Source organism: Paracoccaceae bacterium (assembly GCA_012103375.1).
Taxonomy (GTDB): domain Bacteria; phylum Pseudomonadota; class Alphaproteobacteria; order Rhodobacterales; family Rhodobacteraceae; genus WLWX01.
The window spans coordinates 1,564,789-1,579,359 of record WLWX01000001.1; the positions used below are offsets into that span (position 1 = coordinate 1,564,789).

The 14,571-nt window shown below is 62.5% G+C and carries 12 protein-coding genes and 1 pseudogene; 6 read left to right on the forward strand and 7 right to left on the reverse strand.

From position 1 onward, the window contains the following. Window positions 1–58 precede the first annotated feature (58 nt). The 4 genes and pseudogenes from GKR99_07985 to GKR99_08000 all read left to right on the forward strand — a co-directional run bounded on the left by GKR99_07985 (window position 59) and on the right by GKR99_08000 (window position 4,429). Complete coding sequence (locus GKR99_07985) at window positions 59–1,135, forward strand: ATP-binding cassette domain-containing protein (GenBank protein ID NKB27487.1); 1,077 nt, start codon at window positions 59–61, stop codon at window positions 1,133–1,135. A gap of 66 nt (window positions 1,136–1,201) precedes the next feature. Further along, window positions 1,202–1,957 carry a TIM barrel protein gene (locus GKR99_07990; protein ID NKB27488.1) on the forward strand — a complete coding sequence of 252 codons (756 nt, stop codon included), beginning with the start codon at window positions 1,202–1,204 and terminating at the stop codon, window positions 1,955–1,957. Between the two features lie 10 nt (window positions 1,958–1,967). After that, window positions 1,968–3,092, forward strand: coding sequence for a gfo/Idh/MocA family oxidoreductase (locus tag GKR99_07995; GenBank protein NKB27489.1), 1,125 nt, complete (start codon window positions 1,968–1,970; stop codon window positions 3,090–3,092). 59 nt (window positions 3,093–3,151) lie between these two features. Continuing rightward, a pseudogene (locus GKR99_08000) lies at window positions 3,152–4,429 on the forward strand (aminotransferase class III-fold pyridoxal phosphate-dependent enzyme). Window positions 4,430–4,556: 127 nt separating this feature from the next. On the opposite strand, the gene GKR99_08005 reads toward GKR99_08000, so the two are convergent. Continuing rightward, window positions 4,557–4,859 carry a septum formation initiator family protein gene (locus GKR99_08005; protein NKB27490.1) on the reverse strand — a complete coding sequence of 101 codons (303 nt, stop codon included), beginning with the start codon at window positions 4,857–4,859 and terminating at the stop codon, window positions 4,557–4,559. 132 nt (window positions 4,860–4,991) lie between these two features. Then, window positions 4,992–6,071 carry an anhydro-N-acetylmuramic acid kinase gene (locus tag GKR99_08010; protein ID NKB27491.1) on the reverse strand — a complete coding sequence of 360 codons (1,080 nt, stop codon included), beginning with the start codon at window positions 6,069–6,071 and terminating at the stop codon, window positions 4,992–4,994. 86 nt (window positions 6,072–6,157) lie between these two features. Here GKR99_08010 and GKR99_08015 point away from each other — a divergent pair, with 86 nt between their 5' ends. Next, window positions 6,158–7,411, forward strand: a complete 1,254-nt coding sequence (locus GKR99_08015; protein ID NKB27492.1) for a tyrosine--tRNA ligase — start codon at window positions 6,158–6,160, stop codon at window positions 7,409–7,411. A gap of 60 nt (window positions 7,412–7,471) precedes the next feature. Here the strand turns inward: GKR99_08015 and GKR99_08020 are convergent, their stop codons facing one another. From GKR99_08020 to GKR99_08035, 4 genes are all read right to left on the reverse strand, one after another. Then, window positions 7,472–8,347, reverse strand: coding sequence for a hypothetical protein (locus GKR99_08020; GenBank protein ID NKB27493.1), 876 nt, complete (start codon window positions 8,345–8,347; stop codon window positions 7,472–7,474). A gap of 148 nt (window positions 8,348–8,495) precedes the next feature. After that, window positions 8,496–9,470 (reverse strand): DUF3179 domain-containing protein, encoded by a 975-nt coding sequence (locus tag GKR99_08025; protein ID NKB27494.1) that lies wholly within the window; start codon window positions 9,468–9,470, stop codon window positions 8,496–8,498. Between the two features lie 144 nt (window positions 9,471–9,614). Next, window positions 9,615–10,199, reverse strand: coding sequence for a peptidylprolyl isomerase (locus tag GKR99_08030; protein ID NKB27495.1), 585 nt, complete (start codon window positions 10,197–10,199; stop codon window positions 9,615–9,617). Beyond that, window positions 10,192–10,698 carry a peptidylprolyl isomerase gene (locus GKR99_08035; GenBank protein NKB27496.1) on the reverse strand — a complete coding sequence of 169 codons (507 nt, stop codon included), beginning with the start codon at window positions 10,696–10,698 and terminating at the stop codon, window positions 10,192–10,194. Before GKR99_08035 ends, GKR99_08030 begins: the two co-directional genes overlap by 8 nt. A 141-nt stretch (window positions 10,699–10,839) precedes the next feature. On the opposite strand from GKR99_08035, the gene pgk reads away from it, so the two are divergent. Continuing rightward, window positions 10,840–12,030 (forward strand): phosphoglycerate kinase, encoded by a 1,191-nt coding sequence (gene pgk / locus GKR99_08040; GenBank protein ID NKB27497.1) that lies wholly within the window; start codon window positions 10,840–10,842, stop codon window positions 12,028–12,030. A 283-nt stretch (window positions 12,031–12,313) separates the two neighbouring features. Here pgk and ptsP read toward each other — a convergent pair whose 3' ends face one another. Then, a complete protein-coding gene (ptsP, locus tag GKR99_08045; GenBank protein ID NKB27498.1) occupies window positions 12,314–14,563 on the reverse strand; it encodes a phosphoenolpyruvate--protein phosphotransferase in 2,250 nt (749 codons plus the stop codon). Window positions 14,564–14,571: the final 8 nt, after the last annotated feature.

The following is a 14,571-nucleotide window of genomic DNA, read 5'->3' on the forward strand; positions in this document are numbered from 1 at the left end:
GGGGCGTGTTTACTAAGGTGAACGTGCAAGGCAATCACACCGCGCCGGGAAGGGCCACATGACAAGCGTAAGTATCAAGAACCTCGACCTGAATTTCGGTGCTGTCGAAGTGCTGAAGGATTTGAACCTCGATATCGCCGAGGGGGAGTTTCTGGTCCTACTGGGCGCATCGGGCTGCGGGAAATCGACGCTGCTGAACTGCATCGCCGGGCTTCTGGATGTCTCGGGCGGGCAGATTCACATCAACGACAAGAACGTCACCTGGGCCGAGCCAAGCGAACGTGGCATCGGCATGGTGTTCCAGTCCTACGCGCTGTACCCGCAGATGACCGTTGCCGGGAACCTGTCGTTCGGGCTGAAGAACGCCAAGGTGCCCAAGGCCGAGATTGACAAGCGCCTGGCCCGCGCCGCCGAAATCCTGCAGATCGAACCGCTGATGAAGCGCAAGCCCGGCGCCCTGTCGGGCGGGCAGCGTCAGCGTGTCGCCATCGGGCGTGCGTTGGTGCGTGATGTGGATGTCTTCCTGTTTGATGAGCCGCTGTCCAACCTGGATGCCAAGCTGCGCGCCGACCTGCGGGTCGAGATCAAGCGCCTGCACCAGCAACTCCAAAACACGATGGTCTATGTGACCCATGACCAGATCGAGGCGATGACTCTGGCCGACCGGATCGCCATCATGCGCGACGGGCTGATCCAACAGCTTGCCCCCCCGCATGAGATCTACGGCAAGCCGGTGAACAAATACGTGGCGGATTTCATCGGGTCGCCGTCGATGAACTTCTTTGAGGGCGTCGTCGATGACGGCAAGTTCCGCACCGCCGACATGACGATCCCGCTGGACGGGTATGAATTTGCGCCCGCTGGCAAGTCCGGCGGACCCGCCTGGCTGGGTATCCGGCCCGAGCATATCTCGTACGGGGAGGCTGCCGATAAGGAAAGCTTCACTACCGAGGTGACGGTTGAGATTGTAGAGCCCATGGGCTCGGACACGCTGGTCTGGACGACGCTGGCTGGCGAACAATTCCGCTTCCGCATGGATGGGCAGGCGATGGTCAAGGCGGGTGATACGCTGAAGATCGGAAGCGGCCCGGCGCGTGCCTCGCTGTTTCACAAGGGTGACGAAACCCGCATGTGATCCGCGGCGCACCTGCCCGAAGCGAAACTTGATGATCTGCTGCCAATGCCTTGAAAGGGCAGGAAAATGACTGAATTCTCGTACCAACTATACAGTTCCCGCAATTTCGGCCCGCTGGAGCAGACCCTTCGGATGGTGGCCGATCTGGGCTATGCCCAGGTTGAAGGATACGGCGGCTTGCATTCCGATGCGGCGGCTGTCGAGACACTGAAGGCGGGTCTGACGGAAACCGGGCTGACGATGCCGACCGCGCATTTCGGGCTGGATCAGGTCGAAAACGATGCGCAGGGCGCTGTGGAGGTTGCCAAGGCCCTGGGGATCGAAGCTGTTCTGGTGCCGCACATCGGTCCGGAAGATCGCGCAAGCGACGCCAGCGGTTGGACTGATTTCGGCAAGCGCCTTGCGCGCGCCGGGCAACCGTTCTGGGATGCAGGGCTGACATTTGGCTGGCACAACCACGATTTCGAATTTGCAGCACTCTCAGACGGGGTCATGCCGCTGGAACTGATCCTTGGCGCCGATGACCGTCTTGCGCTGGAACTGGACGTCGCCTGGGTTGTGGTCGGCGGGCAGAACCCGAACGACTGGATTTCAGGATACAAGAACCGTCTGATCGCGGCGCATATCAAGGATATCGCGCCCAAGGGTGAGGCGACGGATGAAGATGGTTGGGCCGATGTTGGCCACGGCACGATGAATTGGCCTGGGCTTATGGGCGCGCTGAGGGCCACGAATTGCCGGTACTTCGTGATGGAACATGACAACCCATCCGACGATGCCCGCTTTGCAAGCCGTTCGATCGCCTCGGCGACGTCATTCTAGGATAAATCAAATGGAAAAACTCGGCGTTGGCATCATTGGGTGCGGCAATATCTCGGGCGCTTATCTGCGCCTGGCACCAATGTTCAAACATATCGAACTGCTTGCGGTTGCCGACTTGAACATGGATGCGGCGCAAGCGCGGGCCGAGGAATTTGGTGTGTCCGCGCGGCGTATTGATGATCTTCTGGTCAGCGATGATATTGATATCATTGCCAATCTCACGATCCCGGATGCGCATTTCGCGGTCACCAAGTCCATTCTGGAGGCGGGCAAACACGCCTATTCCGAAAAGCCGCTGGTCCTGTCGCTGGACGATGCCAAGACCTTGCGCGATACGGCCGAGGCGCGCCGGCTGCGCGTCGGCTCGGCCCCCGACACGTTTTTGGGCGGTTCCCATCAGCAGGCGCGCGCGATCATCGACGCGGGCGAGGTGGGCAAAATCGTCGCCGGATCCTGCCACGTGATGAGCCACGGAATGGAAGATTGGCATCCCAACCTGGATTTCTTCTTCCTGCCCGGTGCTGGCCCGATGCTGGATGTCGGGCCCTACTACGTCACCAACCTGATCCAGTTGATCGGTCCTGTGAAACGCGTCGGGGCGCTGACCTCGTCTGCCAGCGCGACCCGCACCATCACCTCGGCACCGCGAAACGGCGAGGAGATTCCGGTAAAGACGCCGACAAATATCCACGCCCTTCTTGAGTTCGAAAACAGCGCGACCATCACCATGTCGACCAGCTGGGATGTCTGGGCGCACAATCATCCCAATACCGAGCTTTACGGCACCAAGGGTTCGATATTCATCCCCGATCCCAACTTCTTCGGTGGCGATCTTAAGGTAACAGGACAGGAGCCGGATACGCTGGACGTGTCGCCCTGGGACCACCCCTTCGGTATCGTGAACGAGGCTGCGGATAACCACGCGAATTATCGTTGTGCCGGGCTGGCGGATATGGCGGCGGGCATTCTGGAAGATCGGGGGCATCGATGCTCACTCGAACTGGCGGTGCATGCGGTGGATGTCATGACCTCGGTTCTGAAATCAGGTGAAACCGGCGCGTTTGTCGAGATGACAACCACCTGCGAACGGCCCGATCCCCTGACGCCCGAGGCGGCGCGCGCCCTGCTGGCTTGACCCTTGCAACCCGGCGGCGACTGTTGGAAGCTGCCGGAGACAGGGGGGAGGGCGGCGGTATGCAGAAGATCACCTCACAAGCCGACTGGATTGCCCGCGCGGGCGCGGTGCTTCCGGGGGCGACATTTGGCAACTTTGCGAACGATGTCCTGATTGATCGCGGGCAGGGCGCACGAATCTGGGATGCTGACGGTAAGGAATATGTCGACTACCTGATCGGGTCCGGCCCGATGTTGCTTGGCCATGGGCATCCCGAAGTGGTCGAGGCGGTGCTGCAACAGGTGCCGCGCGGCATGACTTTTTTTACCACCAACACCGCAGGTATCGAACTGGCCGAAGAGATCGTGCGCGCGGTGCCCTGCGCGCAGCAGGTGCGCTTTGTCGCCTAGGGCGGAGAGGCGGACATGTACGCCATCCGGCTGGCCCGGGCGGCCACGGGGCGCGACAAGATCGTCAAGTTCGAAGGCGGCTTTCATGGGATGAGTGCCGAGGCGCTGATGTCACTGTCCCCCTCGGCCCGGGTGAATTTTCCGCAAGCGGTGCCGGATTCCGCCGGAATTCCCAATGCGGTGCGCGACCAGATGCTGATCGCCCCGTTCAATGATCTGGCGTTCCTGCGCGGGCTTCTGGCCGAACACGGTCCCGAGGTTGCCGCCGTGATTGTCGAACCATTGCAGCGCGTTGTCGCGCCCGAGGCGGGATTTCTTGAAGGGCTGCGGGCGGAGTGTGACCGGCACGGTGTTTTGCTGATCTTTGACGAGGTCGTGACCGGGTTCCGCCTGGACTATGGCGGGGCGCAGGAACGTTGGGGGGTTGTCCCGGACATATGCGCATTGGGCAAGGTCATCGGCGGCGGCTTCCCGGTTGCGGCGCTGGCAGCCAGCGCTGATCTGATGGCGCATTTTGACAAGGCGGCGGTCGATGACGCGCGTTGGCTGATACAATTCGGCACGCTGTCGGGGTTTCCGGTGGGGGCTGTGGCCGGGTTGAAAACATTGGAGATTCTGCGCCGCGATGGCCAGTATGATCGGCTGAAAACCAACGGTCAGCGCCTGTGGGATATGCAGACCAGGGCGCTGAATACCGCCGGCGTGGCGCACCGGATTGTTGGCGATGTGACCTTGTTCGACGTGGTCTTCACCCAAGGTGAGGTGCGTGATTACCGCAGCTACCAGACCGGCGATGCCGCAAAGGCGGCCACTTATAACCGGGTGCTGCGCGAGAACGGCGTGTTCAAGCTGCCGGGCAAATTCTATCCCAGCCTGGCGCTGAGCGAGGCGGATTTTGAGGTGACTGAGGCGGCAGTGGACAAGGCCGTCGCGGCGATTGCGGGCTGAGGGCGGTGCCTCGGGATTGAAAACCCCTCGGGTCGTGGCCGCGGGCGGTGGCTGGAGGGGCCAGCCCCTCCAGACCTCCCCGGGATATTTTTGGGTCAATGATGGACAAGGGGGAGGGGTGTTCGCGTCAGCGTAGGATCACATCGTCCGCGCGGACAAATCCCAAAACATCACGGGCCTGTTCGTCCAGCAGGTCAAGATCGAGATAGCTGTCGGACATGCGGCGGGTCTTGTTTTCCAGCACGGCGATCTGGGCCGAGATGTCGGCCAGATCAGCGGCGATGGCTTTGCTTTCAGCCTCGATCTCGATCCGGCGGAACAGGCCATAGTCGCCCTGCACGCTGGCAAAGGTGAAATAAACCCCCAGCGCGATGGCTGTGGCGAAAAACATCAGGGCGCCGATGGCGCGGGCCGGGTGTTTGCGGGTCATGCTCTGCCTTGTGGTCCGGCCGCTTTCGGGCCGGTTCGGGAGACAATGTCACAGGTGATTCGGCTTGTGAATCCCTTGAATCGCGAAAATCAGCGGGATTGGATCGGTGATGCAGCGCTGCAACGACTGGGATCAGGGAGTTGGGTGGCTGATCTGGCCGCCGCCGATCGCCGCCGCCACGCCGGTGGTGCCGGGGGCCGAGGTTGGCAGGCCGCGCAGGATGCGGGCGGCGAGGAAGGCGAAGGCCTCGGCCTCCAGCATGTCGCCGTTGAGGCCCGCATCTTCGATCGGGGCGGTGGGGCAGGGCAGGCGGCTGGCCAGGGCGGCCATGATGGCCGGGTTCTGCCGTCCGCCGCCGGTGACCAGCAGGCGGGTTGGCGGGGTCGGGCAGTGGGTCAGGCCCTGCGCGACGCAAGCGGCGACGATCTGGGTCAGCGTTGCGGCGGCGTTTTCGGTTGAAAGCGGGGCGATCATGTCGGGAAGGGCAGAAAAGTCGTTTCGATCCAGTGATTTGGGCGGGATCTTTGGGAAATAGCCGTGGCTGAGGAAAGCGTCGATGATGCCCTGGTCCGCTGATCCGGCACTGGCCAGCGCGCCGTTTTCGTCGCGCGGGGCCCCGGTGCGGGCGCGGACCAGATCGTCCAGCGGCGCGTTGGCCGGGCCGGTATCGAAGGCCAGCAGCGCGCCGGGCGTTTCGGGTGTCGCAGCGCTCGGGTCGATCCAGGTCAGGTTGCCGACACCGCCGAGGTTCAGGATGGCGAGGGGTGCGGTCGCACCAATTTCGCGCACCAGCGCGTGGTGATAGAACGGCGCCAGCGGCGCGCCCTGGCCGCCCATCGCCACATCGTTGTTGCGGAAATCCCAGACCACGGGGCGGTGCAGAACCTGTGCCAGCACGGCGCCATCGCCCGCCTGGTGGGTGCCACGACCGGCCGGGTCATGGGCCAGCGTCTGGCCGTGGAATCCGAAGGCCTCGGCCTGGGCGAAGCGGGACAGAACCTCGGCGTGGGCGGTTTCGACAACCTCGGACGCGGCGCTTACATCATCGTCCGGCCAGCGGCCAAGGGCGGCGTGCAGGGTGGCGCGTTCGGCGTCTGAATAGGGCCGATAGGCGGTTTGTCCGCGTTCGAACACGGTCACGCCGTCGGTCACGATTTCGGCCGCGTCCACACCATCCAGCGAGGTGCCGGACATTGCGCCGACCACAGTCATCGCCCCTTTGGTCGCCATCTCTTCCCCTTCACGCGCCGCGCCCTTATAGCTGGCGGCCTGAACCCTTAGATTGCACCGAGTTTGCCATGACCTACCACCCGAAATCGGACTTCATGCGTGTGATGATCGAGCGCGGCTTTCTGGCCGATTGCACCGATTATCAGGGCCTGGACGAGGCTTTGATCAAGGGCGTCGTGCCAGCCTATATCGGGTTTGACGCCACCGCGCCGAGCCTGCATGTGGGTAGTCTGATCCAGATCATGATGCTGCGCTGGCTGCAGAAAACCGGGCATAAGCCGTTGGTTCTGATGGGTGGCGGCACGACCAAAGTGGGCGACCCCAGCTTTCGCTCGGACGAGCGGCCTTTGCTGACGCCCCAGAAGATTGATGAGAATATCGCCGGGATTCGCGATGTCTTCAGCAACTATGTGTCATTTGGCGCGGGCGCGAGCGATGCGCTGATGCTGAACAACGCCGAATGGTTGGACGGGCTGAACTACCTCGATTTTCTGCGCGACATCGGGCGGCATTTTTCGGTGAACCGGATGCTGAGCTTTGAATCCGTGAAGTCGCGGATTGACCGGGAACAGTCACTCAGCTTTCTGGAATTCAACTATATGATCCTGCAAGCCTATGATTTTCTGGAGCTTAACCGGCGGTATGGTTGCGTTCTGCAGATGGGTGGGTCGGATCAATGGGGCAATATCGTCAACGGGATCGACCTGACGCGCCGGGTGCTGGATCATGAGATCTATGGCCTGACCAGTCCGCTGCTGACCACCAGTGACGGCAAGAAGATGGGCAAAAGCCAGGACGGGGCGATCTGGCTGAATGCGGATATGTGCAGCCCGTACCAGTTCTGGCAGTTCTGGCGCAACACGACGGATGCGGATGTCGGGCGTTTCCTGAAGCTTTATACCGAACTGCCGGTAGAGGATTGTGACCGCCTTGGCGCGCTGGACGGGGCCGAGATTAACGCGGCCAAGATCCGACTGGCCAATGAGGTGACGACCCTGGCCCATGGGGCCGAGGCTGCGGCGGCAGCCGAGGCGACATCGCGCGAGGTGTTCGAAAAGGGCGGCGTCGGGGACGACCTGCCGACCCTGACGATCAGCGCGGCTGATCTAGGTGACGGGCTGTCCATCGTGCAGGCGCTGGTGCGCAGCGGGCTGGCGGGGTCAGGCAAGGAGGCGAAACGCCTGATTGCCGAGAACGGCGCGCGGCTGAATGATGCGCCGCTGACCAATGCGGGGTTGATGCTGGACGCGGATGCGCTGTCGCAGCCGGTGAAACTGTCGGCGGGCAAGAAGCGGCATGCGTTGGTGGTGCTACAGGGCTGATCGGCTAAGGGCGCGAAACAGATGGCCCCTAACCGACGTCTTGATCCCCATTCGATATACCTAGTTGAACTCACCAGGCAGGGTAACGGGTGCGCGTAGGTTCGGGGTCTTGAACACCGGCTTGCCGCCCAGCGGAACTTCGATACCAAGCTTAACGGTGTTAAACCACGCCTGCTCGGGCGTGCCGTCATCCGCTTCGTACCAGTCGTGCTGCACCCCGGCGAGCCAATTAACGCCGCTGTCGCCGAGCGGTGCGGTATAGGTCAGGGCAATCTGTGCCCAATAGGCCGTTACTTCATCGGAATCCTCGTCGGCGTCGCCCGTCCCGAGGAAAAGGGAGGCCGCAAGATTGCCGTTTCCAAGCGCGTAATCACCACCGACGCCTGCGAAATAGAAATCCTCGAACGAATCCACATCGTCCGGGTCGCTAACGTTGGTGAAGCCACCCGCCTGGACGAAATGATTGCCAAACCGCTTTTCAATGCCGCCGCCGAGGCCAATGCCAGCTTCGTTGTCAGATGATAAGTTGCTGCCGCCAACGGCGAGAGCGAAGACGCCCCAGGGATCAGCCTCGTTTGAATAAAAGTGCAGGCCCAGCCCGGCGTAGAAGGCGCTTTGATCTTCATCTCCGTCGGTGTCCATGCCTTCGTGGTAGTCCAGAGTCAGATCGCCGTAAAAGTTGAACGAGTCATTTAACTGGGTGCCATGGCCGATATAGGCACCGCCGCCGAGTGCATCATCGCAGATATCGGTGCCGCCTGAATCGCAATCGTCGCCGTTGTGAAGCACGTTGCTCGGGATGACCCCCTGGCCCCAGACCGAAAACAGCCCACCGGGGCTTTCTGTATCTGCGTCAAAGGTGAAATCTGCCGCTTGGAGGGGCAGGGCGGTCAGGCTGAAAAGAAAAAGACCGTTTCGTAGCATTCGGACAGGCATGGCAGTGCTCCCGATGGTGGATCGAACGACTCGATTTGATCTATATTGCGAAAATGTCTGGGCTCTCACCTGCAAAGGCAAGGCCGCCGCACCAGTTCACCTGACACGACGGCAATGTGTAGCACAACCGCAACGGGTGCAGTTGACGTCAGCTGCCCAACTTCCAAGTCCCATCCGGCCAGAAGGCGTGGAAGGCGAAGGCGAACATGACGTCGTGAGGCAGGTCTTTGCCGGCCTGGTCGCGGACCCGCACGGTGCCGACTTCGCGGCTGTCGGCAAGGCTGGGGCCGTCAAGGGCGCTGGCCTGGCCTTCGGTCCACGAAATGACGAGGCCGTCTTCGTTGATCACGCCTTCGGCGCGAATACGCTCCATCGTCCAGGCGGTGTCGCCTACACGCACCACGCGCATCAGGGCCGGAATGTCGTGGGGGGGCATTTCGCCATTGTAGAGGAACGGCTTGGTGGACCCGTCATAGCCGACATAGGGGTTGCGCCCGTAAGAGCGGCGGAAATTCGGCTGATCCATCACCTCGGCATTGGGGTTGCGTTCCTTGAACTGGCCCCAGCTTTCCATCCAGCTGGCCATGGCGACCAGATCGGTGCCGGTGTTCGACCCCACGATGCCCCGACCGATGGCCTGTTGCCACCAGCTTTGAGTCTCGCGGTCGTACATCACCATGTCAGAATTCCTAAGCTTGCCAGATACGCCGAAGGTCAAGATCTCTCCGTTCACGCGGCGGTCAAAGGTGATGCCGGAATTGCACAGCGGGCAGAAGGTCACCGCAACTGGAATGCCGCCGACCACATCGTTCACGATCTCATGCCAGGTGAGATAGCGCACCGGATAGGCGCGCGGCGTGGCCCCGTCGATTTCCAGCGTGATAACCGGTTCACGGTCGCCGATCCGGTCTTCATCGCCGACCGGAATGAAGGTCGGATCATTGACCGCCGGGATGCCGTCCTTGGGCGGGCCGCCAGACAGGATTTCGCCCCAGTCATCAACCGCGGTCATTGTGAAATCGGTGTCGGGCCATTCATGGCGCCAACGGCTTGGGTCGGCCAGGGCCGCGCCTGCGGTCATGGCAAGGGCAACGGCGGCCCCGATCCATCGAGAGGTTATCATTGCTCGGTTCTCCCCAAAAAAATCATCCGGGGAACACTAAGACGGGGAAGGCGTGCGCGCATAGCCCGTATCACAGGAGTTTGAGAAGGGTTGTGCAAACCGGGCTGCCCGAACGTGCATGCAGGCGGACAGTCCGGTTTCAGGTCATTCGGCGGGCGTTTTGATGACGTTCACGTCGGCCATTACGTCCGGCTGAACCACGACGCCGTTCAGGTTCGGATCGCCGCGCTGGATTGCGTCCAGCACGTCCAGCCCTTCGATCACCCGGCCCACAACAGTGTACTGACCGTTCAGAAAATGGCCTTCATCGAACATGATGAAGAACTGGCTGTTGGCCGAATTCGGGTTCTGCGCCCGCGCCATGCCGACCACGCCGCGATCAAACGGTATGTTCGAGAATTCGGCAGGCAGATCGTCCAGGGGCGACCCTCCGCGTCCGGCCATCTGAAGCGAATCTCCGTCGATGCGACCAAACTCCACATCGCCGGTCTGGGCCATGAAGCCGTCGATGACGCGGTGGAAGACGACGCCGTCATAAGCAGCCTCGGACGCGAGCTTGGTGATACGCTCGACATGTTGCGGGGCAACGTCGTCAAAAAGGTCCAGAACGATCTTGCCGCTGGCCTTGCCCTCGACCGTAATCTCAAGGTTCGGGCCTTCGCCGTCTTCGACATCCTGCGCCAGTGCCGGTGTGCCCAGCAACAAGGCGGCGATCAGCAGCTTACGCATCGGCAGCGACCTTCATGGTGATCATCTGATCCGGCTCTGCGGGCGGCTCACCCCGGGTGATGGCGTCGACATGCTCCATCCCCTCGATCACGAGGCCATAGACGGTGTATTGGCCGTTCAGGAAGGCATTGTCGGAAAAGTTGATGAAAAACTGGCTGTTGGCCGAATTCGGGTTCTGACTGCGCGCCGCACCGATGGTGCCGCGATCGTGCGGCAGTTTCGAGAATTCGGCGGGTAGATCGGGCATGTCCGACCCTCCGGTGCCAGCGCGGCCAAGGTTGAAATCCTTGTTCATATTGCCGTTGGCGACATCGCCGGTCTGGGCCATGAAACCTTCAATCACGCGGTGGAAGACAACGCCGTCATAGGCGCCGGCGCGGGCAAGATCCTTCATGCGGGCGACATGCTGGGGCGCGACGTCCGGCAACAGCTCGACCGTGACGTTGCCGCCTTTCAGTTCGATGATGACGGTGTTTTCTGGGTCTTTGATATCGGCCATTGGGCCCTCCTGAAGAAAGTTTGGGCGTTACCTAGTGTGGCGCGCGCAAAAGGGAAAGCCCGCAGGCGTGAAACGGCTGATCGGTTGACGATACGGCGGGCGCGGGGCAGGTAGCATTCAACAAAGAATGGAGTGCCCTGAATGGCCTGGAAAACCCTGGATGAGATTGACCTTGCGGGCAAGCGCGTGCTGGTGCGCGTGGATCTGAACGTGCCGATGGCGGCTGGGCAGATCTCCGATGCCACGCGGATCGAACGGATCCTGCCGACATTGCGCGATATCCTTGCGGCAGGCGGCAAGCCGATCCTGCTGGCGCATTTCGGGCGGCCCAAAGGCAAGGTGGTGCCAGAGATGTCGCTGGCCCCGATCGCCCCCGCGCTGGAGGCGGCACTGGGCGCGCCCGTGCAGTTCGCCGAGGATTGCATCGGCCCGGTCGCAGGCAGCGCGGTCGCCGAATTGCCTGCCGGATCCGTCCTGCTGCTGGAAAACACCCGCTTTCATGGCGGCGAGCAGGCCAATGACCCCGCCTTCGCGCGCAATCTGGCCGAACTGGGCGAGGTTTATGTGAACGACGCATTCTCGGCCGCGCACCGGGCGCATGCGTCCACCGAAGGCGTGGCGCGGATGCTGCCGAATGCGGCAGGCCGTCTGATGGCCGAGGAATTGGCCGCGCTGGATGCAGCACTTGGCAAACCTGCGCGCCCCTCGGTTGCAATTGTGGGTGGGGCGAAGGTGTCAACCAAGCTGGACCTGTTGGGGAACCTGGTGCGCAAAGTCGATCATCTGGTGATCGGGGGCGGCATGGCGAACACGTTTCTGGCCGCCGAGGGCGCCGATGTCGGCAAATCGTTGTATGAGCCGGACCTGCTGAACCGCGCGCGAGAGATTCGCGCCGCCGCCGGAGAGGTCGCCTGCGATATCCTGCTGCCAAGCGACGTGGTGGTCGCGCGCGAGTTCCGCGAAGGTGCCGCCAGCACGGTTGTCGCCGCTGATGCCTGCCCGGCGGACGCGATGATCCTGGATGTCGGCCCGAAGACGGTTGCGCGAATTGCCGCCGTGCTGGGGGCGGCGAAAACACTGGTCTGGAATGGCCCGCTTGGGGCGTTTGAAACACCGCCGTTCGATACCGCAACACTGGCTGCCGCCAGACAGGCCGCCGCAGAGACCCGCGCCGGTGCGCTGGTCAGCGTGGCAGGCGGCGGTGACACTGTCGCCGCCCTGAATGCCGCCGGGGTGGCGGATGACTTCACCTATGTTTCCTCGGCCGGGGGTGCTTTTTTGGAATGGATGGAGGGCAAAACCTTGCCCGGGGTGGCCGCGCTGGAAAACTAGCGTTCCTGCCTGACAGGAGCCGAGAAGGCGGGTGTTTGCCTGAAGCGGATGTTGGCAGATTGTCCCCGCGCCCGGTGCGCGCCGAAAGGCGCAGGGCGCGCGCCGGACCGGTCCCGCCGGTCAGGCGCTGATCTGAACTTGGCGCGTCCAAGCGAGTTGACGGCCAAACCTGAGCCATAAATCATGCAAACTCAACGGTGCAGCGCCAGCCCACCGGCCCGGCGCGCGCCCTGCTTGCGGTGCATTGCTGATATCCGCTTCAGGCCACAAAAAACCCGGCCCACTAACCCTGCGGAACACTCCGCAGCCAATCCATCACCGCGCCGCGCACCGACTGGCTGCCATCCATGCGGGCCGTGTTGATGACATCGCGCGCCGCGCCAAGTTCCACCCGGCGGAGCAGGCTTTTGACCGGCCCGATCGAGGCCGGGCGCATCGACAGCGCGCGCAGGCCCATGGCGGCGAAACACAAAGCCTCGACCGGGCGGCCGGCGTCTTCGCCACAAAAACTGACCGGGGTGCCGACCTCGGTGCAGCGACCGACGATCTGTTCGATGAAAGACAGAAAGCTCAGGTTCAAGGTGTCATAGCGTCGGCGCACACGCTCATTCTCGCGGTCGGCGGCAAAGAAGAACTGTTTCAGATCATTGCCCCCGATCGAGATGAAATCGGCAAGTTCGAAAAACTGGCGCGGCGCGAAGGCCAGGCTGGGGGTTTCCAGCATCGCGCCGATTTTCACGGTTTCGGGGACGGGATGGCCCAGTTTGCGTTCATATTCGATCACGTTCAAAAGGCGCTCTCGGGCGGTGCTGAATTCCTCGAACTGGGCGACGAAGGGGAACATCACGGTCAAGGGCCGCCCGTTCGCTGCGCGCACCAGCGCCTGGAGTTGCATGCGCATGACGCCCGATTTGTCCAGCCCAACCCGGATCGCCCGCCATCCCATCGCCGGGTTCGGTTCATCCTGCGGCTTCATATAGGGCAGAACCTTGTCCGAGCCGATGTCCAGCGTGCGGAACGTCACCGGACGGCCCCCGGCCGAATCCAGAACGCGGGTGTACATGTCGGCAAGCTCTCCGCGGCGGGGCACGGTGTTGCGGGTCAGGAACTGCAATTCGGTGCGAAACAGCCCGACGCCTTCGGCGCCCGAACTTTCCAGTGAGGGCAGGTCCGCCATCAGCCCCGCGTTCATGAACAGTTCGATCTTGTGGCCGTCGAGGGTTTCGGCAGGCAGATCGCGCAGGCCCGAGTATCGTTCCTGCGCCTTGGTCTGCATGGCGATCTTGTCGCGGAATGCGGTCGCCACCGTGTCTTCGGGGCGCAGATGGACGATGCCCTGATCGCCATCAACCAGGATCGAATCGCCGTTCAACGCCTCGGTCGTAATGTTGCGCGCGTTGATAACCAACGGGATGGCCCAGGCGCGGGCGACAATCGCTGCGTGGCTGCCGACGCTGCCCTGTTCCAGCACGATGCCTTTCAGGCTGCGTCCGTATTCCAGCAACTCTGCCGGGCCGATGTTGCGTGCCACAAGGATCGGGCGATCCGGCATCTCGGCCCCGGTTTCGGCCCCCTGACCGGTCAATATCCGCAACAGACGGTTCGACAGATCGTCCAGATCGTGCAACCGGTCACGCAGATAGGCATCCGGCACCTGGCCCATGCGGGTGCGGGCGCTGGATTGTTCCTTTTCGACTGCCGCCTCGGCGGACAGGCCGCGCGCGATGTCTTCCTGCATCCGCCGCATCCAGCTGCGGGAATTTGCGAACATCCGATAGGCTTCCAGGACCTCCCTCTGATCCTTTTCGTTGGGCGCGACATGGCCCAGCATTTCGTCCACCGACAGACGCAGCGCGTCGACCGCCTGGGTCAGCCGTTCAAATTCAACATGCGGATCGTCGGCAATCGGGTTGACCACGACGACGCGCGGTTCATGCAGCCAGACCTGACCCTGGGCGGCGCCTTCCTGCCCGGTCATGCCGCGAAACTGGACCGGCTGCTTGTGGCGCGCACTCAGCGCCGCACCTTCACCGGCAAAGGCGCCAAGCTCGGTCATTTCGGCCAGAACCATGGCGACAACTTCCAGGGCGTAGATCTCGTCTTCCGAGAATTCCCGCGCGGTCTTTGACTGAACCACCAGCACGCCCAGGCGTTCGCCCAGCCGCTGGATCGGGACGCCCAGGAAGCTGCTGTAAAGCTCCTCACCCGTTTCGGGCATAAAACGAAAGCCCCGGGCCGAGGGCGCATCCGCCGTGTTGATGGGCCGGCCCCGCAGGGCCACGCGACCCACCAGCCCCTCGCCAATGCGCATTCGGGTCTGGTGAACGGCCTCTGGGTTCAGACCTTCAGTCGCGCAAAGCTCCAGCGTATCCGCATCGCGGAACAGATAGATCGAGCATACCTCGGTCTGCATCGAACCGGCGACCAGACCGACGACCTTGTCCAGGCGTTCCTGTCCTGCAGCCTCGCTCGCCAAGGCTTCGCGCAGTCGGCCCAGCAGCTTGCGGCTTTCGCTTTCGGTGGTTGCGTTCATCCGTCCCC

Excerpts from the sequence above, each read along its gene's own strand:
- GKR99_07985 (NKB27487.1), top strand. The coding sequence starts at position 59 with ATGACAAGCGTAAGTATCAAGAACCTCGACCTGAATTTCGGTGCTGTC.
- GKR99_07990 (NKB27488.1), top strand. The coding sequence starts at position 1,202 with ATGACTGAATTCTCGTACCAACTATACAGTTCCCGCAATTTCGGCCCG.
- GKR99_07995 (NKB27489.1), top strand. The coding sequence starts at position 1,968 with ATGGAAAAACTCGGCGTTGGCATCATTGGGTGCGGCAATATCTCGGGC.
- GKR99_08005 (NKB27490.1), bottom strand. The coding sequence starts at position 4,859 with ATGACCCGCAAACACCCGGCCCGCGCCATCGGCGCCCTGATGTTTTTC.
- GKR99_08010 (NKB27491.1), bottom strand. The coding sequence starts at position 6,071 with ATGACTGTGGTCGGCGCAATGTCCGGCACCTCGCTGGATGGTGTGGAC.
- GKR99_08015 (NKB27492.1), top strand. The coding sequence starts at position 6,158 with ATGACCTACCACCCGAAATCGGACTTCATGCGTGTGATGATCGAGCGC.
- GKR99_08020 (NKB27493.1), bottom strand. The coding sequence starts at position 8,347 with ATGCCTGTCCGAATGCTACGAAACGGTCTTTTTCTTTTCAGCCTGACC.
- GKR99_08025 (NKB27494.1), bottom strand. The coding sequence starts at position 9,470 with ATGATAACCTCTCGATGGATCGGGGCCGCCGTTGCCCTTGCCATGACC.
- GKR99_08030 (NKB27495.1), bottom strand. The coding sequence starts at position 10,199 with ATGCGTAAGCTGCTGATCGCCGCCTTGTTGCTGGGCACACCGGCACTG.
- GKR99_08035 (NKB27496.1), bottom strand. The coding sequence starts at position 10,698 with ATGGCCGATATCAAAGACCCAGAAAACACCGTCATCATCGAACTGAAA.
- pgk (NKB27497.1), top strand. The coding sequence starts at position 10,840 with ATGGCCTGGAAAACCCTGGATGAGATTGACCTTGCGGGCAAGCGCGTG.
- ptsP (NKB27498.1), bottom strand. The coding sequence starts at position 14,563 with ATGAACGCAACCACCGAAAGCGAAAGCCGCAAGCTGCTGGGCCGACTG.